At 42.2% G+C, this 19136-nt stretch carries 20 protein-coding genes; 10 read left to right on the forward strand and 10 right to left on the reverse strand.

What is annotated here, in order from left to right; translation table 11 throughout:
- Positions 1-270 precede the first annotated feature (270 nt).
- From IQ19_RS26055 to menC, 6 genes are all read left to right on the forward strand, one after another.
- Positions 271-1674 carry an isochorismate synthase gene (locus tag IQ19_RS26055; RefSeq protein WP_144546467.1) on the forward strand — a complete coding sequence of 468 codons (1404 nt, stop codon included), beginning with the start codon at positions 271-273 and terminating at the stop codon, positions 1672-1674.
- Positions 1674-3419 (forward strand): 2-succinyl-5-enolpyruvyl-6-hydroxy-3-cyclohexene-1-carboxylic-acid synthase, encoded by a 1746-nt coding sequence (gene menD, locus IQ19_RS26060; RefSeq protein WP_144546502.1) that lies wholly within the window; start codon positions 1674-1676, stop codon positions 3417-3419. Before IQ19_RS26055 ends, menD begins: the two co-directional genes overlap by 1 nt.
- Positions 3420-4244 carry a 2-succinyl-6-hydroxy-2,4-cyclohexadiene-1-carboxylate synthase gene (gene menH / locus IQ19_RS26065; protein WP_144546469.1) on the forward strand — a complete coding sequence of 275 codons (825 nt, stop codon included), beginning with the start codon at positions 3420-3422 and terminating at the stop codon, positions 4242-4244. It abuts the gene before it with no gap.
- Positions 4245-4351: 107 nt separating this feature from the next.
- Positions 4352-5173: a 1,4-dihydroxy-2-naphthoyl-CoA synthase gene (gene menB / locus IQ19_RS26070; RefSeq protein ID WP_144546471.1), complete on the forward strand. Its 822-nt coding sequence runs from the start codon at positions 4352-4354 to the stop codon at positions 5171-5173.
- 500 nt (positions 5174-5673) lie between these two features.
- Positions 5674-7161 carry an o-succinylbenzoate--CoA ligase gene (locus IQ19_RS26075; protein WP_242021128.1) on the forward strand — a complete coding sequence of 496 codons (1488 nt, stop codon included), beginning with the start codon at positions 5674-5676 and terminating at the stop codon, positions 7159-7161.
- Between the two features lie 2 nt (positions 7162-7163).
- Positions 7164-8276 (forward strand): o-succinylbenzoate synthase, encoded by a 1113-nt coding sequence (menC, locus tag IQ19_RS26080; protein WP_144546473.1) that lies wholly within the window; start codon positions 7164-7166, stop codon positions 8274-8276.
- 42 nt (positions 8277-8318) lie between these two features.
- Here menC and IQ19_RS26085 read toward each other — a convergent pair whose 3' ends face one another.
- The 5 genes from IQ19_RS26085 to IQ19_RS26105 form a co-directional block, all read right to left on the reverse strand.
- Positions 8319-8513, reverse strand: a complete 195-nt coding sequence (locus IQ19_RS26085) for a hypothetical protein (protein WP_144546476.1) — start codon at positions 8511-8513, stop codon at positions 8319-8321.
- A 753-nt stretch (positions 8514-9266) separates the two neighbouring features.
- A complete protein-coding gene (locus tag IQ19_RS26090) occupies positions 9267-9425 on the reverse strand; it encodes a DUF1540 domain-containing protein (RefSeq protein ID WP_144546478.1) in 159 nt (52 codons plus the stop codon).
- A gap of 129 nt (positions 9426-9554) precedes the next feature.
- Positions 9555-10604 (reverse strand): cytochrome d ubiquinol oxidase subunit II, encoded by a 1050-nt coding sequence (locus tag IQ19_RS26095; protein WP_144546480.1) that lies wholly within the window; start codon positions 10602-10604, stop codon positions 9555-9557.
- Positions 10605-10617: 13 nt separating this feature from the next.
- Positions 10618-11979, reverse strand: a complete 1362-nt coding sequence (locus IQ19_RS26100; RefSeq protein WP_144546482.1) for a cytochrome ubiquinol oxidase subunit I — start codon at positions 11977-11979, stop codon at positions 10618-10620.
- 371 nt (positions 11980-12350) lie between these two features.
- Positions 12351-13439 (reverse strand): metal ABC transporter solute-binding protein, Zn/Mn family, encoded by a 1089-nt coding sequence (locus IQ19_RS26105; RefSeq protein WP_144546484.1) that lies wholly within the window; start codon positions 13437-13439, stop codon positions 12351-12353.
- A 383-nt stretch (positions 13440-13822) separates the two neighbouring features.
- On the opposite strand from IQ19_RS26105, the gene IQ19_RS26110 reads away from it, so the two are divergent.
- Positions 13823-14386: a beta-class carbonic anhydrase gene (locus tag IQ19_RS26110; RefSeq protein WP_144546486.1), complete on the forward strand. Its 564-nt coding sequence runs from the start codon at positions 13823-13825 to the stop codon at positions 14384-14386.
- On the opposite strand, the gene yidD is transcribed toward IQ19_RS26110, so the two are convergent.
- A complete protein-coding gene (gene yidD, locus IQ19_RS26115; protein ID WP_144546488.1) occupies positions 14383-14622 on the reverse strand; it encodes a membrane protein insertion efficiency factor YidD in 240 nt (79 codons plus the stop codon). The two genes, IQ19_RS26110 and yidD, sit on opposite strands and share 4 nt — an antisense overlap.
- 141 nt (positions 14623-14763) lie before the next feature.
- Here yidD and IQ19_RS26120 point away from each other — a divergent pair, with 141 nt between their 5' ends.
- Positions 14764-15237, forward strand: coding sequence for an S-ribosylhomocysteine lyase (locus IQ19_RS26120; protein ID WP_144546490.1), 474 nt, complete (start codon positions 14764-14766; stop codon positions 15235-15237).
- A 262-nt stretch (positions 15238-15499) separates the two neighbouring features.
- Here the strand turns inward: IQ19_RS26120 and cls are convergent, their stop codons facing one another.
- Both cls and ytzI read right to left on the reverse strand, forming a co-directional pair.
- Positions 15500-16948 (reverse strand): cardiolipin synthase, encoded by a 1449-nt coding sequence (gene cls / locus IQ19_RS26125; protein WP_144546492.1) that lies wholly within the window; start codon positions 16946-16948, stop codon positions 15500-15502.
- Between the two features lie 100 nt (positions 16949-17048).
- The gene (gene ytzI, locus IQ19_RS26130; RefSeq protein ID WP_144546494.1) at positions 17049-17231 is read right to left on the reverse strand and encodes a YtzI protein; all 183 of its coding nucleotides are present in this window, start codon (positions 17229-17231) and stop codon (positions 17049-17051) included.
- A gap of 128 nt (positions 17232-17359) precedes the next feature.
- Between ytzI and IQ19_RS26135 the strand changes: the two genes are divergently transcribed.
- The gene (locus IQ19_RS26135) at positions 17360-17797 is read left to right on the forward strand and encodes a Dps family protein (protein WP_144546496.1); all 438 of its coding nucleotides are present in this window, start codon (positions 17360-17362) and stop codon (positions 17795-17797) included.
- A gap of 117 nt (positions 17798-17914) precedes the next feature.
- Here IQ19_RS26135 and IQ19_RS26140 read toward each other — a convergent pair whose 3' ends face one another.
- Positions 17915-18172 carry a DUF6154 family protein gene (locus tag IQ19_RS26140; protein WP_110066387.1) on the reverse strand — a complete coding sequence of 86 codons (258 nt, stop codon included), beginning with the start codon at positions 18170-18172 and terminating at the stop codon, positions 17915-17917.
- Between the two features lie 270 nt (positions 18173-18442).
- Here IQ19_RS26140 and IQ19_RS26145 point away from each other — a divergent pair, with 270 nt between their 5' ends.
- On the forward strand, positions 18443-18772 hold the full coding sequence (locus IQ19_RS26145; protein ID WP_144546498.1) for a hydrolase: 330 nt from the start codon (positions 18443-18445) through the stop codon (positions 18770-18772).
- 54 nt (positions 18773-18826) lie between these two features.
- Here the strand turns inward: IQ19_RS26145 and IQ19_RS26150 are convergent.
- Positions 18827-19136, reverse strand: a 310-nt coding sequence (locus IQ19_RS26150) for an integrase core domain-containing protein (protein WP_144546500.1), incomplete at its 5' end; no start/stop codon positions are given.

A 19136-nucleotide genomic window follows, 5' to 3' on the forward strand; every position in this document is an offset into this window, starting at 1 on the left:
GTAAACGGAGGCGGTATTTTCCATCCTAAAAGGGGAAGGTTAAAGTTACTCTTTCAGCAATTCCTTGAGCAAGGGAGAAGCTCCGTCTTCCATTTTCCTAAAATGAGTGTAATTCATATTACACGAGCCCAAAGTAAGCTATAATATAATAAGGATACTAAAAGAAGTCCAGTGATTGACATCATTGACATTCTCCAATCCTGAGGTGTATCTTAGAATAAGTTTAAAGTAGGATAACGGCCTTTCTGGGCTGTTATTGGAGGGATTTTTTTGGTTACGATACAAGATACGGAACTAAAAGAAGGGATCCAAGAGGCGATCGAGAGGGCAAAGGTCTTATCGAAGCCTGTTTTAGTGAGTGAAGTTCAAAAAATAAATCATATAGACCCCCTTTCTTTTTATGCGGCAGGAAAGAGCCGTTTTTTTGGTGAACGTTTTTTCTGGAAGGATCCTTCTGGCGAAACTTATATAATCGGTCTCGGTGTATGCAAACAAATTCAGTCAGATCAAAGTGCAGGGCGATTTAATAGTGTCGAAAAGGAATGGAAGCGTTTTATAGATGAAAGCATTGTTTTTAATCCATATGATAACAAGGCAATAGGGCCTGTTATGTTTGGCGGATTTTCTTTTGATCCATTAAAAGAGAAAACGAAGCTGTGGTCGAAGTACTCAGATTCACTTTTTCATGTACCGACCTTTATGTACAGTGAAGTTAAGGGCCAGGCTTTTTTAACAACCAATGTTGTTTGTACCCAGCATGACGACCTTTCTCTTTTTGAAAAGGTTGGGGTTGAACGTGGAGCGGTCTTAGATTCAATAGAAAACGATTTGCCGCAGCAGGGAAATGTCCTTCTCAAGGAAGTGGATATCAATCCGGAGAAGTGGATGAATACGGTTGAAGCCATTGTAGAGGAATTAAAAACAGGCTCTTTAAAAAAAGTTGTGCTTGCACGGGAATCCAGGCTCGTATTTGAAAAGCGGATTGAGATTGAAAGAGTGCTTTCAAATCTGATGGAGCTTCAAAGAGAGAGCTTTATTTTTGCATTTGAATCAAATGGAGATTGCTTTATTGGTGCTTCTCCCGAAAGGCTGATCAAAAAATACGGTGAAAGCGTATTTACCACATGTCTGGCAGGATCCATTCCGAGAGGCAAAACAGAAGAGGATGACCATATTCTTGGTGATGCCTTATTAAGTGATCAAAAAAACCTGACCGAGCATCAATATGTGGTGGATATGATTAAAGAAGCGATGGAGGAATCCTGTACAGAAGTTGAGCTTCCGGATAAGCCTCAGCTGATGAAAATGAGAGACATTCAGCATCTTTACACCCCTGTTATAGGGAAAACTAGGGATGATGCATCTCTATTGGCTTTGGTTGACCGCCTGCATCCGACTCCGGCTCTTGGCGGGCTGCCTAAAAAAGAAGCGGTAGAGAAAATAAGAGAGGTAGAAGAACTGGACCGGGGCTTTTATGCCGCTCCATTAGGATGGGTGGACTTTAAAGGGAATGGCGAATATGCGGTTGCAATCAGATCTGGGCTGATTCAGGGCAATGAAGCATCCATTTTTGCCGGCTGCGGAGTGGTCCAGGATTCAAATGCCGAAAGCGAATATCAGGAAACGAAGATTAAGTTTCGTCCAATGCTTACGGCTCTTGGGGGTAATAAATGATGAATCATCAGGAAGCATTAACTTTATATATTGCCGCTTTTGTTGCGGAATTGGTAAAAAGCGGAGTAGAGGATGTCGTGGTCAGTCCGGGCTCCCGTTCTACCCCAATGGCTATGGTGATGGCAGAGCATCCTGAGCTTCGTGTACATATCCATGTAGACGAACGCTCGGCTGCCTTTTTTGCGTTGGGAATTGCCAAGGCATCCCAAAAACCAGCCGCTTTGCTTTGCACATCCGGAACTGCCGCTGCCAATTATTACCCGGCCATCGTAGAAGCCAATTATTCAAGAGTTCCGCTGGTGGTTTTGACTGCCGACCGTCCCCATGAGTTAAGGGATGTTGGTGCACCACAGGCAATCGATCAAATTCATTTATACGGAAAAAATGTAAAGTGGTTTGTTGAAATGGCACCTCCAGAAAATACAGCGGAAATGCTGCGCTATGCCCGGACTGTGTGTGCAAGGGCTGCTTCAATGGCACAGCGCTCCCCTGCAGGCCCGGTTCATCTTAACTTTCCATTCCGGGAACCATTGGTACCACAGCTCGATCGTGCAGATTTATTTGAACTGAGTGAGCGTGCAGATGGCTTTGTAAATATTAAGCCAGGTCAGCTTGGCCTTCGGGAAGAAGAGTATAGAGAAATAGCGGAGAGCTTGAACGAAACAAGCAGAGGTATAATCGTATGCGGACCGCTGGAAAAAGTTGATTTCCCTGAAGCTGTTATTCAGCTTGCGAAAAAACTGAACTATCCTATCATTGCCGATCCGCTCTCCCAACTAAGAAGCGGTATGCATGATGGCAGCTGGATTATTGATACATATGATAGCTTTTTGAAAAATGAAGACGCAAAGAAGGCCCTTAAACCTGATGTTATGATCCGCTTTGGTGCAATGCCTGTGTCAAAGCCTTTGACAATCTTTATGAAAGAAAACAGCGATGCACGCCAATTGATTGTTGATGGCGGCGGCGGCTGGCGTGATCCGGCATTGCTTTCCACTGAGATGGTGCATTGTGATGAAACACAATTTTGTGAGTCGCTTACTCCTTCTATAAATGCCGGCAAGGATAACCAGTATTTTTCTTTGTGGAAGGAAATCAATCATTTAACGCGGTCCAGATTGGCTGATATAAATGAAGTGGATGAGCTAAGTGAAGGGAAACTATTTTACCAGCTATCCGAAATGCTTCCTGAAGGCTCCACACTCTTTGTTGGCAATAGTATGCCGATTAGGGATTTGGACACGTTTTTCCATTTTAATGAAAAGAATATAAGAGTGATGGCGAACAGAGGTGCCAACGGAATTGATGGTACGGTATCAACCGCCCTTGGCGCTGGTACATTGTCACAGCCGCTGTATCTTGTTCTTGGCGACCTTACGTTCTTTCATGATTTAAATGGTTTAATAGCATCCAAGCTGTATGGAATTGATATCAACATCTTATTGATCAATAACAATGGCGGCGGAATTTTCTCATTCCTTCCGCAAGCCAACCATCCAAAGAACTTCGAAAAATTGTTTGGAACACCGCTTGATCTCGAATTTGGACATGCGATCACCATGTATGGCGGGAAATATGATTTAATTTCCACTTGGGAACATTTTATTTCTACATTCAAACAGAACACTGATGCAAAGGGCTTAAAGGTTATGGAGATTACGACAAATCGGGACAAAAACCTGACTGAGCATCGAGAATTGTGGGATTCTGTTTCCCAGGAAATAAGTCGATTGCTGGAGGGGTGAATGCCGGTGAATTATGTCATAAAAGATGTCAGCTATCATGTCGACACTTGGGGCAATGGGTTTCCACTGCTGCTTTTGCATGGTTTTACAGGAAACGGCGAGAGATGGAAAGAGTTTGAACCCTTCTGGAAGGACCACTCCACAGCGATTGCTTTAGACATTATCGGCCATGGCAAGACGGAATCTCCCGCGGATATTGCCCAATATAAAATTGAGGAATCGGCAGATACGATTTATCATCTTTTAGAAAAAATGGGGATTTTGAAAACAGATATTCTGGGTTATTCCATGGGCGGGCGACTTGCGATCACGTTTGCTATTAAATACCCCCAAAAGGTACGGAAGCTAATTTTGGAAAGCGCTTCTCCAGGGCTTCGTACAGAGGAAGAGAGACAAGCAAGACGCCTTCAGGATGCAAAATTGGCCGGAAAAATCAGGGAAGAAGGAATCTCCAGGTTTGTTGAGTTTTGGGAGAACATTCCCTTATTTGAAAGCCAAAAAAAACTTTCTGATGACATTTGCGGAGGAATAAGAGAGCAGCGTTTAGCCAATTCTATTGAGGGCCTGGCAAACAGCCTGAAAGGGATGGGGACCGGCTCTCAGCCATCATGGTGGGGAAACCTTTCAAATTTGGAATCCCCTGTCCTTTTAATTACTGGAAGCATAGACCAAAAGTTTTGCAGGATTGCCGGCGAAATGTCGAAGATCCTCCCAAATTGCCAGTGGAAATCTGTAGAAGATGCCGGACATGCAATTCATGTGGAGAAACCTGAAAAATTTGGTACAATAGTAAGTGGGTTTTTGTCGCAAACCGTTGAAAGCTGATAGACATGATGGCAAGCCTGCTTTTATAAGCAGGAACCTGTCACATTAAGCAGAAGATGGATGCGGCAAAGAACGCGAATTTTTTAATACATAAGGAGGATTCTTGTATGTCAGCAGTAGAATGGGTTGCAGGAAAACAATACGAAGAAATTTTATATGAAACATACAATGGAATTGCTAAGATTACGATTAACAGACCGCAAGTCCACAATGCGTTTACACCAAGAACCGTAATGGAATTGATTGATGCGTTTGCTTACGCGCGCGATGATGAAAATGTAGGTGTCATCGTCCTTACTGGCGCCGGAGACAAAGCGTTTTGTTCAGGCGGAGACCAATCTGTAAGGGGACATGGCGGATATGTAGGCGATGACCAGATCCCTCGTTTAAATGTTCTTGACCTGCAGCGCTTAATCCGTGTAATTCCTAAGCCTGTTATTGCAATGGTAAAAGGCTATGCGATCGGCGGAGGACATGTTCTTCACATCGTGTGTGACTTAACAATTGCAGCCGATAACGCTGTGTTCGGACAAACTGGCCCTAAGGTTGGAAGTTTTGATGCCGGATATGGTTCAGGTTATCTTGCAAGAATCGTCGGACATAAGAAAGCCCGCGAAATTTGGTATCTGTGCCGCCAGTATGGCGCTCAGGAAGCTTTGGACATGGGGCTTGTCAATACAGTGGTGCCATTGGATAAAGTGGAAGAAGAAACAATTCAATGGTGTGAAGAAATTCTTGAAAAGAGCCCAACAGCTATCCGCTTCTTGAAGGCTGCCTTCAATGCTGACACTGATGGACTTGCAGGAATCCAGCAATTTGCCGGAGATGCAACACTTCTTTACTATACAACTGACGAGGCTAAAGAAGGCCGCGACGCGTTCAAAGAAAAGCGCAAGCCGGACTTCGGCCAGTTCCCTCGTTTCCCTTGATTGAAAGGTTATTAAAAAGAAAAGAGGTTCTTTGAACTTCAATAACTGTCTAGCTCCAGGCGCCATCGGCTCGAGGTCATAAGCCAATCCGTCTAAAAGGTTAAAGAACAACCTTTCAGCCGGCTTGTCTTATGCTGGTCGCCGATAGGCCGGCGCCTTGCGCTTTTCTTAATCAGCTTGATGGCTTGTCCCATCAGGCTGTTTTTATATAAAGGCTCACTTAAAGCTTATTGTTGTTTTTAGCACCCTTTTGATTGGAGCGGAAGGCACGAACTCCTTGAAAATGCATTCGCATTTTCTTCGTGCGGTGTTTATTCGAGGATGCTTATTCAACGTTCTGCGGGAGTGCGGATCAAAGGGAGACCCCGCAGGATCAAAGCGGCGAAGAGCGTCGGACCGCCCGCTGTTCGCTGAGTGCCTCGTGCTGAAATCAACAGGCAAATTTACCAGAGCCTATATAAAAGAAATGCAGCTGACTTTTACATGAAAATGGGGTGTTTATGATTGAAACGCAGATCATGCCTAACTTTCTTCTTAAAAGATTTTTTTTAACCCCCGAACGCCCTGCCATTTATTTTTCAGGCGTAACCTATTCCTTTTCAGAAGTTTATAAACGGGCTTATACCATTGCGGGGCAATTGCAAGCCCTGGAATTACAAAGAGGACAGTACGCGGGCGTGCTGCTCCGAAATCATGTTGATACAGCTTTTATTCTTTTGGCTTTACAGCTGATTGACGTAAAGGCAGTCATATTAAATAACAGGCTGACAGCAGAAGAATTGATATGGCAGATGAATGATTCCCAATCAGCTTACCTGTTAACAGAAAGGGCCTTTGAAGAGGTAAGTCAAAATATCACCAATTCCGTACCAGCTGTATCAGCCATTCTTAAGGAAAAATTATTTGAGTCTTCTTACACCGATCCTGAAATTGCTGAAGAGATAAGTCTTGATGAAGTGTGCACGGTCATGTATACGTCCGGAACCACGGGAAATCCAAAAGGTGTCCTGCAAACATATGGAAACCATTGGTGGAGTGCGATTGGCTCTGCACTTAATCTTGGATTAAGTGAAAACGACAGCTGGCTGTGTACGGTTCCTCTCTTTCATATTAGCGGATATTCAATTCTTATGCGAAGCATCGTTTATGGCATGAAAATAGTTCTTTTTGAATCATTTGATGAGAAGAAAGCAATTGATGCAATCCATAGCGGAAAAGTTACGATTATGTCTGTTGTTAGTACGATGCTAACAAGGATAGCTGACGAACTTCGAGAAGAAAAGCTTCCGGATTTTTTCCGGTGTATGCTTTTAGGAGGAGGCCCAGCGGCGAAATCCTTGCTCGAAATTTGTAAAGCGAAAGATATTCCGGTCTATCAAACATATGGGATGACGGAAACCTCTTCCCAGATTGTAACGCTTGCTCCGGAGTACAGCTTTAGCAAACTGGGTTCTGCTGGAAAGCCCCTGTTTCCTTCTCAGCTTAAAATTGTTGCTGCAAATGGGCAAAATGCCAACCCAGATGAAGCAGGCGAAATCTTTGTGAAAGGTCCAAATGTAACGAAGGGTTACTTGAACCGGGAAGAGGAAACTTCTAAGAGAATAAAGGACGGCTGGCTTTCAACTGGAGATATTGGATATCTGGACACAGAAGGCTTCTTATATGTCCTGGACCGGCGATCTGACTTGATTATTTCTGGCGGGGAGAATATTTACCCCGCTGAAATCGAAGGTGTATTAGTTTCCCATCCGAGCATTGCTGATGCAGGTGTTATTGGCATGAAGGACGATGTTTGGGGAGAAGTCCCTGTTGCCTTTGTTGCGGGCGAGGTCTTAGATGAAGAGGAAATAACACAATATTGCTTGGGAAAACTTGCAAAATATAAAGTTCCAAAAAGAATTTTGCAAATTGATAAAATTCCTAGAAATGCGTCTAAAAAGATTTTAAGAAGAAAGCTCCGGGATTTACTGGAGGAAAGTGGCAAATAGGCATGGATATTAAATTAATCACATTATATAAAATAAAAATGCCCATGAGGACTCCTTTTTCTACCCATTTGGGAACAGTGGAAGACAGGGAAGGGATCATTGTTGAAGTGACGGATAAAGAGGGCCTGAAAGGCTATGGGGAAGGAGTGGCATTTTCTTCGCCATGGTATACAGAGGAAACGGTTGAAACGAGCTATCATATGCTGAGGGATTTTCTTATTCCGATATTGAGGAAGGCAGACTTAAACCATCCTTCAGAAGCAGGCCCTTTATTTGACACTTTTAAAAGAAATCAGATGGCGAAGGCTGCATTGGAAACTGCCTTATGGGATTTGGCTGCCAAAAAGGAAGAAATTTCACTGTCCAGATTCATTGGCGGAACCCAAGAGAGAATTCCTTCCGGAGTAGTGGTTGGGGCAAAAACAAAGGCAGAGGCAAGAAGACAAATCGAGACTTACCTGGAAGATGGCTACCAAAGGGTGAAAATCAAAATCAGCCCTGAAAATGACTTTGAGTTTATCTCGGATATTCGCCGTCATTTTCCGGAGCTGCCATTGATGGCAGACGCAAATTCAGCTTATACATTGAATCATATTGACCATTTAAAAAGGCTTGATGATTTCGGGCTGCTGATGATTGAACAGCCGCTGGAACACGATGATATAGTCGACCATGCCAAACTGCAGAAAGAGCTAAAAACACCGATTTGCCTGGATGAAAGCATTGTGACGTTTAATGATGCCCGCCGTGCAATAGAATTGGGCAGCTGTAAAGTGATCAATATAAAAATCGGACGGGTTGGCGGACTGGGTCCCGCCAAGAAAATTCATGACTACTGTCTGGAAAAAGGGATACAAGTCTGGTGCGGAGGGATGCTCGAGTTTGGAATTTCCAGAGCGCATAACATCGCACTCGCTTCGATGGAGGGTTTTACGATTCCTGGTGATATTTCAGCATCGAGCCGGTATTGGGAGGAAGACATTAGTTTTCCTGAAGTAACTGTGGAAAAAGGAATGATAGAGGTTCCTTCCCATCCTGGGATTGGTTTTGAGATTAATGAGAAGAGATTAAAGGAAGTCTTAGTTTCAAAAGAAACCTTTGCGTTTGAGAAGTAAAAAGCAGCTCCGCTTTGGTGGCGGAACTGCTTTTTAATATGGCTAAGTAAAAAAATAAATATAGACAGCCAGGGCTATAACGGATAGAAAAATAGCAATGATATAAATATAGGTCAGGTTTGCGGTGTTTTTTTTAGTTGCACTGGAATAGCTTTCATCGCTTTTACCTGTTAATGAAAGTGTAAAAATGACAGCAGCAATAAGAATTAATATAACGAGAGCAATGGCAAAGGTCAAAACAGGCACCTACTTTTATTAGTTTCTATCTTTATTATAGTGTTAATAATAGCATTGTTAATGTTCTATTTATTGCGTTTTTGTGAACTTGCATCGCAATAGCTATACTTTTCTCCATTAGCTGGAAAGAGGACATTTTTTGCAAAAAAAATAGACGCTTCCGCAGCGTCTTTTATCCTAAATTATTGAGTAATTTCGTCTTTAATAAATGAATCCTCTTTAATCGCGAAGGAGCTTAATCCAGCAGCAGCGGCGAACGCAGCTCCAAGCATGATAACTGTTGATAACATATTTATCACTCCTGTAAGTTGTTGTTATTCTATACATTCCCGATGGCGCTTGTCTTAAACACTTTTTATAAAAAATACCGAACTTTTTCAACAACTCTGTTAAACTTGATGCGATTTCCGCTCCAGGCGCTCAGCGAACCGCGGGTGGTTCGACGCTCCTCGGCGCATGACGCGCCTGCGGGGTCTCACTTTAATACGCTTCTCCCGCGGGACTTTGAATATGAAACCTCGAATAACACCGCACGAAGAAAGTGTGAATGCATTTCCGAGGAACTCGCGCCTTCCGCTCCAATCAACAAAGTGTCAAAATCAACAATGAGCTTTAACATTGTCTTTCAAAAAAAAGCAATGCCTAGTAGTACCAGGCACCGCTTTAATTATGGTTAACTAAATGCCATTATAAAATTGTTAACGCAATGGCACGCCTGCATTCGACAAAATCCGGGCGGTGCCTGGCACCCAATTAAAGGTCGTGCGGTTCGAAGGTTTTGCAGTCGGTTTCCCTGCTATTGTCTGCTGTTTCACCTTTGTGGCTGACCACGTATATTTTGTCAGCACTGCAGAGGTTTCCGTTAGCCCAGAACGCACAGTTATTTACTTCGCATAAAACGTCTTTAGCCATTGCCCATCACTCCTTTGCTTATTTACGACCAAAACCGAAATTCGACAAAATTCGGGTGGTACCTGGTACCGAGGTCATTTTTATCTTCTGCAGAGTGAGAGCATTAAGTCGTGGCATTTGCAGGGAATGTTAGGTTGGTTCTTTGGTTTGTTTTTGTCGCAGATAGCGTTTGTCGTTCATGAATAGGCTCCAAAAGTATATAAAGCCAGGGAATAGGATTAGGAATCCGGCGATATAGGTAGCGAATATAGCCCGGAATGAGCTTGGGTCTGTAAAGGCTGAGGCAATGGTTACCTCAGGATAAACGATGTATGGCAGATGTGCTTTTCCGTATACATAGCTGGCAGCCAGGTATTGCAGGGTAACAGCTACAACGGCGAGCCTGGGGATCCCCTTCACGCCTTTTTTATTAACTGATGGCAGGAAAAGCGCCAATCCGCCGAGCAAAAACAATCCGAGCGAAAACAACAGCACTGGAAGGTCCTCGAGCATTTTTTCATAAATCCATAAGGCTTCCTTCTTTAGTGTAAACATAATAAGAATAGCCATTGCAATCGAAATAGGACCCAGAATAATGGCATCCCTGCGGTACACAGAATAGGCTTCCATCTCCTCTGATGCTTTGGAGTAATCCGCAAGCAGCAGGGAAGATAAAAACAGTGTACTGCTGATGGCAAAACCGATAAACGCGTACTCATTCGGACTTGTAAAAAGCCGGGCCAAATCAAGAGACTGCCTGCCATCAGCAAAGTCAACGAAATTCCCGTGAGTTATAGGCAATACACTAATAAGCAATCCAGGAATCAGTATCCCTGATATGCCTGAAACATATGTAAGCGGCTTTCGGTATTCCTCAGCGATATTGGAAAACACGAGGAATGCGCTCCGGATAGCCAGCAGCAGTAAAATAAGGCTTCCGGGAATGAGAAGGACGGTACCGAGTGTATAAGCCGCAGCAGGAAACAGGCTGTATACAGCTACCACAATTGCCACAATAAACGTATTTGTGACTTCCCAGGTTGGCGATAAATACTGATTTGCCACATTGGTGGCTTTGATTTTAGGCCGATTTAAATAAATCATGGACCAGAAGCCGGCGCCAAAATCCATCGTTGCCATTACAGCATATATGAACACGAAGCCCCATAGCACCGTTATGGCCAGAAGTTCTTCAGCCATTCAGTTCACTCCTTCACGTGTTTGATCCGTAGAGAGGAACGTTTTTCTGTTCAGCTCTGTTAATATCATCAATGACGGTATTCTTTTTAAAGTAATAAAGCATCACAAAAACAACTGCCACCCCGAGCACTGCATAAATCAAGGCAAAAAGAATGAACAAAATACCCAAATTCTCCGCAGTTGTAACGGAGTCTGCGGTTGATAGCACCCGGTAAATGGTCCAAGGCTGGCGTCCTGTACAAGCAAAAATCCAGCCAAATTCAATTCCCAGAACTGCAAGTGGGCCAGACGCAACAAAGGCCCACATAAAGAAACGGGGAAAACGGTCCTTTTTTAAAAACTTGTTCCATACGAAGGCAACCAATGATAATAAAATCAGTAATGAACCGATGCCGACCATTGCATTAAAAAGAGTATGGACGAATAGCGGGGGCCACTCTTCTTCGGGAAAATCATTCAGCCCTACCACAACTGTGTCAAAGCTGTTTCCGGCTAAAAAGCTCAGCGCCCAAGGAATCTCAATTCCCCATTTCACTTCCTGTGTTTCGCGGTCTGTAAAGCCGCCGATTGCCAGCGGGGCGTATGATTGAGTTTCAAACAGCCCTTCTGCCGCCGCCAGCTTTTCAGGCTGATATTCATGCAGATATTGGGCAGATTCATGGCCGTTTAGGGCAGTTAAAAATGAAAAGACCCCGCCTATGATCAAGCTCAGCATTAATGCTTTTTTATGAAAGTTATATACGCGAGTTCCGAATGGCGTCCTCAGCATTTTAAAAGCCGCTACAGATGCGACCACAAATGCCCCTGTCGTATAAGCAGATAATGCCACATGCCCCGCCGTCACGAAAAAGCTTGGGTTAAAGAAGGCAGCCCATGGATCCACATCGACAATTTCTCCATCAACAATCCTGAATCCCTGTGGTGTTCCTTCAAAGGCATGTACATTTGTAATCAGGACAGCAGAAGCGAATGCGCCAAGAGCAACGAAAACCAGGCTTGAAATTCGCATCCACGGCGGGATTCTTTCAGCTGCATACACATATATGGACATAAATAAAGCCTCAATAAAGAAGGCATAGATTTCAATTTGGAATGGCAATGCCATTACTTTGCCGATCACTTCCATAAAACCCGGCCATAAGAGGGAGAGCTGAGTACCTGCAATCGTTCCTGTCGGGATTCCAACTCCAAGGAGTACCGCAAAGGCCTTGGTCCATCTTTTGGCCATAATGACATAATCCTGGTCCTTTGTTTTTTGATAAAGGAGTTCTGCAGTCAGCATCATAAGCGGCAAACCGACTCCTATTGTGGCAAAAATAATGTGGAAACCCATGGTGGTTCCAAATAAAGACCGGGCTATTAATAGATCACTCATTGCATTTTCATCCCTTCAAAACATTCTTCAATGGAAATAGTTTCTTCCAATCTCAAGAAAATATGTAAACATTTCCTGAAATAGATTTCTAAGGGAAGGATTCCGGTAACCTTGCCTGTTGATTTCCGCTAGCGAAAAGCGGGCGGTCCGACGGTCCTTGGTGCATGACGCGACTATGGGGTCTCCCTTTGACTCGCTCTCCCGGAGGATTTTGAATATGCATTCTCGAAAACACCGCACAAAGGAAATGCGAATGCATTTTCGAGGAACTCGCGCTTTCCGCTCCAATCAACAGGCTGCTAAAATACAAAGAGCTTTTACACAGCCAAGAGAATAAAAAAACCTCCCAAGTTGGGAGGTGATATTTAAAACTATTCATTTAACGCTTTTTCGAGTGAAGCAAGATTGTCTCTCATAAGAGTAAAGTAAGTCTGGTTATTTTCTAAGTCCTCTTCCGTTAAGACGGATAAGTTATGAAGCATTAAAGGCTGGGCACCGATTTCTTTTTGCAGAATTTCAGTCAGCCTTGAGCTGACATTCTGTTCAAAAAATACATATTTTAAGTTGTGCTCTTTTGCTTCAGAAATAACTTTCTGCAATTCCTTTTGGGTTGGTTCATTGGATGAGTTTAACCCAGAAACGCTAATTTGATCTAAGCCATAGCGCTCTTCCCAATAGCCGTATGCAGCATGGGAAACAATGATTTCCTTATGCTTTGCATTTTGAACAGTTTGCTCGAAATCATTGTGAAGGTCATCCAGCTCCTGTGCTAGTTCCAGATAATTTTTTTCAAATTGTTCTTCATGTTCAGGCATCTGATCTGCTAAAGCGGTTTTAACCGATTCTGCCAATTCTTTGGCATAGAGGGGATCAAGCCATACATGAGGATCAATGTCTCCATGGTTGTGGTCATCATTGCCTTCTTCATCGTGTGCAGCCTCATCGGAATGATCATCAGAATGTCCTTCTTCTTCATGTGCAGCCTCATCCGAATGATCATCAGAATGTCCTTCTTCTTCATGTGCAGCCTCATCGGAATGATCATCGGAATGTCCTTCTTCTTCATGTGCAGCATCGTGATCCTCTTCTCCGGGATGAACAAATTGAATATTCTCACCCGCTGGGACCATTGTGACGTTCTCATTTTTCAATGTTTCTTTTGCTTTTTCCACAAACCCTTCAAGACCAAGCCCTATATAAATAAATAGATCTGAATCAGCCAAATTCATCATATCTTTTTGAGACGGTTCAAAAGTATGTTCATCTGATCCCGGAGGATAAACGGTTTCTACTTCTATAAATTCTCCGCCAATTCTTTCTGTAAAATATTGCAGCGGATAAACAGTTGTATAAACAGTCGCTTTATTATTATCCCCTTCTTCTTTGGCAGGCTTTTCGTCTGTACAGCCTGATAAAAGAAGAACCAAGCTTAATGCTAATAAAATAATTGCCTTTTTCATGAATGTTTTCTCCTCTCTGTCTAAAACGTATTTATTACGATTTATCTAATAAAAAATTTTAATACGTAACCATTACGATTTCACTTAGTAATCTTACAAAATATATAGCTAAAAAGCAAGAATTAAAATTTGTTTGCAGCCCCAGCTTTTTGTATCATTGTTAAGAGGGACTTTTTTAAATAATTAGCTATGTTAAAGCTCATTGTTTGATTTTAGCACCTTGTTGATTAGAGCGGAAATCAACAGGCAAGTTTAACCAGCTAAATAATTAAAGCTAATGTGTTAAAGTCTCTATATAGTATGGACAATATATTTATCAGTTATAGCAGCTAGCTGGCTGCTGGTCTTGAAAGCAAAACATCATATGATTGGGAGTGGTACCATTGAAACTTTTAGAAGAAATCTTAAACCATAATCAGCAGTTTGTTGAAGAAAAAAGATATGAAGAGTTTGAAACAACGAAATTCCCTAATAAAAAAATGGTCATTTTAACGTGTATGGACACCCGTTTAGTCGAGTTGCTTCCCAAAGCATTGAATGTAAGAAATGGCGATGTGAAAATCGTTAAAAATGCGGGCGCTCTAGTCACCCACCCTTTTGGAAGTATTATGAGAAGCATCCTGATCGCCGTATATCAGCTGCAAGCAAAAGAAGTATTTGTCATTGGCCATCATGATTGCGGAATGAGCGGGATGAAAGCTGATACTGTTGTTAGCAGTATGAAGGAAAGAGGCATTACAGAGGATGCTTTAGATACGATGACATATTCAGGAATTGCCGCCGAAGACTGGCTTAAAGGCTTTGAAAATGTAGAAGATAGTGTAGCGCACAGTGTTCATATGGTGAAAAAGCATCCATTAATGCCGGAGGATGTGCCTGTGCACGGACTGATCATTCATCCAGGCACAGGTAAGCTCGACCTGGTTGTGGACGGATACGAATCTTAATCCTTTTTCTTCACAGGCCATTCCTCAGGGACAAGGTCAACCCCGCCCGGATGAAAGGGATGGCATTTGAGGATTCGTTTTATTGTAAGCCAGCCGCCTCTTAACGCACCGAACCGTTTAACAGATTCCAGCCCATAATGGGAACATGTCGGATAAAATCGGCATGTAGGAGGCTTAAGCGGAGAAATAACCATTTGGTATAAGCGAAATAGTGATATTAATAATTGTTTCAGCATAGAAAGGCCTTCCCTTTTACGAACATATTTACTTTTAAAATAACATATAATCGTTAAAACGTCACAATTTTCATATTAATTTGATGGACTTAGTCGGAGATTGCGTTATAATGAAAGGAAAACATTAGGGGAGTGTTTACTATGCCTTCAGTTGAAAGTTTTGAATTGGACCATAACGCTGTTAAAGCGCCTTATGTAAGGCACTGTGGTGTACATAAGGTTGGAAGTGATGGTGTGGTCAATAAATTTGATATTCGATTCTGCCAGCCGAATAAACAGGCCATGAAGCCGGATGTGATTCATACCCTGGAGCATTTGCTTGCTTTTAACATCCGTACACATGTGGAGAAGTATGATCATTTTGATATCATTGATATTTCGCCAATGGGCTGCCAGACAGGCTATTATCTGGTTGTAAGCGGAGAACCAGCAGTAGAGGAGATCATCGATTTGCTTGATGATACATTGAAGGATGCGGTAGAAGTCACGGAAATTCCTGCTGCAAATGAAAAGCAATGCGGCCAGGCGAAGCTTCATGATCTTGAAGGTGCAAAGCGCCTGATGAGATTTTGGCTGGATCAATCAAAGGAAGATTTAAAACAAGTTTTTGCATAGAAGAAAAACGGGCTGCGATCTGCCCGTTTTTTTTTATTAGCTCTGTTAAACTTGCCTGTTGATTTCCGCTCCGGGCACTCCGGGAGCTTCCTCAAGCATTAAGCCTGCGGGGTCTCCCTTTGATCCGCTCTCCCGCAGGACTTTGAATAAGCATCCACCAATAATCACCGTACGAAGAAAATTCAAATGCATTTTCGCGGGATTAGCGCCTTCCGCTCCAATCCAAAGTGCCAAAATCAACATTAACCTTTAACACAGCTTCTTATAAGATCGGAGACAGCAGTCTTGATACCGACTCCTTCAATTTAATTATCAAAGGCCTTTTGCTGTAATCTTCAGCTGTCAGCTTTCTTGATAGCTGGATGTCTTTTTTAAAGCTTTCAGTTAAGTTTTTAGATACATCACTATCATAAATAAAGGCGTTTACTTCAAAGTTAAGCCTGAAGCTTCTGACGTCAATATTAGCCGTTCCGACTGACGAAACCTCTTCATCCACAATTAGCGTCTTTGCATGGATAAAGCCATTTTCATAAATATAAATATTCGCGTCGGCCTTTAGCATCTCACCAATATAGGAGAAAGTCGCCCAATAAACAAACATATGGTCAGGCTTGTTCGGAATCATGATATTGACCTCCACTCCAGAAAGGGCTGCAATTCTCAATGCGTCCAAAAGGCTTGCATCCGGAATAAAGTATGGGGTTTGGATATAAATAGATTTGCGGGCTGATGAAACCATTTTTATATAACCATTCTTAATTTGCTCCCATTCCGAATCAGGACCGCTGGTAACAATCTGCATTCCTACACTCTCAGTGGACTCGGCCAGTGGAAAAAATTCAGGAGCATAGTAGATATCATGGCGGTGGGATGCCTGATTCCAGTCCAGGATGAAACGTGTTTGCATGGAATGGACGGCGCTTCCCTCAATTCGTAAATGGGTATCACGCCAATAGCCGAATCTTGGATTTAAGCCAAGATATTCATCCCCAACGTTGAATCCGCCGACATAGCCAATTTTCCCGTCAATGATGGCAAGCTTGCGATGATTGCGGTAATTGATCCTAAGGTTGATAAAATGCAGACGTGAAGGGAAAAAGGCTTCTGTCTCGCCGCCGGCTGCCATCAGTTCTTTAAAAACTTTTTTATGCAAGCTTCTTGAGCCGAGCTCATCATACAGTACCCTTACTTTCACCCCTTCTTTGGCTTTTTCAGTGAGCAGGTTAATCAGGCTTTTTCCTAGATTATCTCTCTTGAAGATATAATATTGTAAATGAATGTGATCCTTAGCTTCCTTTATATCCCGTATAAGCGAGTCAAATTTCTCTCTTCCATCCGTAAAGATGGTGACAGAGTTGTCCTGGGTCAATACGGCATCATTATTGACCAGATGCATATAGATCAGATCTTTGCATTTCAGGATGATGCTATTCTGAAAACGAAAATCCTTGGCTTTGATCCCCTTAATCTGATTGGTGAGCAGTTCATCAATCCCAATCTTTTTACGGTCCTCCCATTGAAACATTTTTCGTCTCGTTAAATTTTGGCCAAAGAAAAGGTACATGAAAAATCCAAGCAGCGGAATAAAGAACAGAACCATCAGCCATGCCCAGGTGGCACCTGCATCTCTTCGTTCCAAAAATATAACGAAAACAGCAAGGATAATATTTAATACTAAAAAAACAGTAAGCATTATGGAGTTAATATCCATCCTAATGTCCTCTCCACTTGTATAGTCTTTTATTCAATCCCCTATTAAAGAAAAGGAAAACCTCCGTTAAGGCGGAGGCTCTATTTATAATAGCGTATGCTTATGATTGGTTTTGGTTTTTTCCTGTTTCCTCTTCCTTTTGTTCATTTTCTTGTTGGTTTTCAGGAAGCGGATCAATCGGGTCTACTGTATGTTTAAATTGATAGGCTTTTGAAGTGGTTACAACGCTCAATAATAGAACCACGATAACGATGATAATAGATATAACTAATACCGTATACATGTTTCTCCCCCTTTTCTAACAATATTTTACCATGAAAAGGACCTTTTCATGAAAAATTTCGCGGAAGAACCAGCTCGAGTTTTATTTCTGTTTTTTGAGGGTAATCTATTGTTGGGAGGATGATTTGTATGAGTAAAGAATTAGTGAGTGCTGTTAATCAGCAAGTAGCAAACTGGACTGTTTTATATGTAAAGCTTCACAACTACCACTGGTATATTAAAGGGAAAAACTTCTTTACCCTTCATGCCAAGTTTGAAGAACTTTATAATGAAGCCAATGAACATGTAGATGAATTGGCTGAACGAATTCTTGCCCTTGAGGCAAAGCCAGTTGCCACAATGAAGGAAGTACTTGAAACAAGCTCCATTAAAGAGGCTGCAGGAAACGAAACGGAAGAACAAATGGTCCAAACCATTGTCGAAGATTTTGAAAAAATGGTGGACGAGCTTCAGGAAGGCATTGAGCTTGCAGAAGAAGCAAAAGATGAAGGCACAGGCGATATGCTGATTGCAGTGAAGCAAAGCTTGAAAAAACATATTTGGATGCTTAAAGCATACTTGGGATAATAGACAAAGGACCGGCTGCAAAGCCGGTCTTTTTTCATTTTCGGCAAAATAAAAAGCGGCATGGAAGCCGCTGCATAAATATTATGAATGAAAATTATATATCCTGATATGTATCGTTTAGTGTATGTTTCTATGATGAATGATCGGGCTGCGGCGCTGGCCATAATTTTCGCTTGCGAATTTCCCTTTCAAGCTCTCAATCAAATAAAGCCCCATTAAGTCATAAAGTTCCTGGTTATCCATATCGCGGATAATGCTCAGCAAATCCTCTCTGTCCATTTCCTCCAAAAAGGCGAAAGCGAGCATGTCGATATCCTCTTCATCGCCTGTCAGCTTGTTTCGGTAAAGTTCATAAAGCTCATCAATAAGTTTCATGGCAATTATTCACCTCCCTAAAAAATATCCCGTTTTAAATAGTATACTTATTTAATACCCTTGATGCCGAAAAATATTCCTCGCAGCCTACCTTCGCCAATGTCCACTTCCTGATAACAGCCATTGGTTAAACTTAGTATATGTAAGCTCAAGGAGAATGATCGTAATTTCGTATAATTTTATCATAAATGTGGGAAACGATAACTAAGAAAATCGAATTGCTTGGAACATTGGCATTAATTTTTTCTTAAACCAAAAGGGGCTGACAGGATGGAAGGGAATAAAAAACCGTATTATATAACACTTGCCTCCGGGGAAATTTCACAGAGTGCCACAGACTCGACCTGGAATTATAAAATAGAGGCAAATGACGATGAGATTATTGCATTAAGAGAGTATTTTGATCAAAATTATTCAACAGAGTGGCAAAACTTCTTCAGAGCCCACGTTCCGTATGTCCAGTACCATTATGACCGTGAAAATGATGCCTACGATGAGACGATGAAGAAAATCTACGGAATGATTTATAACCTTGGCGACGATGAAGCGCGAAAGCATATTGAAAGTATGGGCATTCTGACGGAAGATGAGCATAAATAAAAAGCTGAGGCATTAGACTGACCTAGTCATTTGAGACAGTAATAAAACACCTTCTTAGGCTGCCATATCACCAAACTCTATTGGTGTGTGGTAGCCTAATTTTTCTTGGATACGCTCTTCGTTATAATACCTCATAAATTGATCTACACGTTCTCTTACTTCTTCTAAAGATAAAGAATTAAATTTAACATACTGAAATTCCTCTGATTTTAGGTTCGAATGAAAAGACTCAATTACTGCGTTGTCCCAACAGTTTCCTCTGCGCGACATACTACTGACTAAATCCTTCTCTTTTATTCGATTTTGATAGGCATAGGAAGAATAGACGCTTCCTTGATCTGAATGGATGATTACTCCTTTAGGG

The organism is Cytobacillus oceanisediminis (genome assembly GCF_007830235.1).
In the GTDB taxonomy this organism is placed as follows: Bacteria; Bacillota; Bacilli; order Bacillales; family Cytobacillaceae; genus Cytobacillus; species Cytobacillus oceanisediminis.

Bases quoted from the DNA above. Each gene is read 5' to 3' on its own strand.
- menH (WP_144546469.1), top strand. From the start codon at position 3,420: ATGCCGGTGAATTATGTCATAAAAGATGTCAGCTATCATGTCGACACT.
- IQ19_RS26145 (WP_144546498.1), top strand. From the start codon at position 18,443: ATGGAAGGGAATAAAAAACCGTATTATATAACACTTGCCTCCGGGGAA.
- IQ19_RS26140 (WP_110066387.1), bottom strand. From the start codon at position 18,172: ATGAAACTTATTGATGAGCTTTATGAACTTTACCGAAACAAGCTGACA.
- IQ19_RS26120 (WP_144546490.1), top strand. From the start codon at position 14,764: ATGCCTTCAGTTGAAAGTTTTGAATTGGACCATAACGCTGTTAAAGCG.
- cls (WP_144546492.1), bottom strand. From the start codon at position 16,948: ATGGATATTAACTCCATAATGCTTACTGTTTTTTTAGTATTAAATATT.
- menC (WP_144546473.1), top strand. From the start codon at position 7,164: ATGGATATTAAATTAATCACATTATATAAAATAAAAATGCCCATGAGG.
- menD (WP_144546502.1), top strand. From the start codon at position 1,674: ATGAATCATCAGGAAGCATTAACTTTATATATTGCCGCTTTTGTTGCG.
- IQ19_RS26100 (WP_144546482.1), bottom strand. From the start codon at position 11,979: ATGAGTGATCTATTAATAGCCCGGTCTTTATTTGGAACCACCATGGGT.
- IQ19_RS26135 (WP_144546496.1), top strand. From the start codon at position 17,360: ATGAGTAAAGAATTAGTGAGTGCTGTTAATCAGCAAGTAGCAAACTGG.
- menB (WP_144546471.1), top strand. From the start codon at position 4,352: ATGTCAGCAGTAGAATGGGTTGCAGGAAAACAATACGAAGAAATTTTA.
- IQ19_RS26090 (WP_144546478.1), bottom strand. From the start codon at position 9,425: ATGGCTAAAGACGTTTTATGCGAAGTAAATAACTGTGCGTTCTGGGCT.
- IQ19_RS26095 (WP_144546480.1), bottom strand. From the start codon at position 10,604: ATGGCTGAAGAACTTCTGGCCATAACGGTGCTATGGGGCTTCGTGTTC.
- yidD (WP_144546488.1), bottom strand. From the start codon at position 14,622: ATGCTGAAACAATTATTAATATCACTATTTCGCTTATACCAAATGGTT.
- IQ19_RS26105 (WP_144546484.1), bottom strand. From the start codon at position 13,439: ATGAAAAAGGCAATTATTTTATTAGCATTAAGCTTGGTTCTTCTTTTA.
- ytzI (WP_144546494.1), bottom strand. From the start codon at position 17,231: ATGTATACGGTATTAGTTATATCTATTATCATCGTTATCGTGGTTCTA.
- IQ19_RS26075 (WP_242021128.1), top strand. From the start codon at position 5,674: ATGATTGAAACGCAGATCATGCCTAACTTTCTTCTTAAAAGATTTTTT.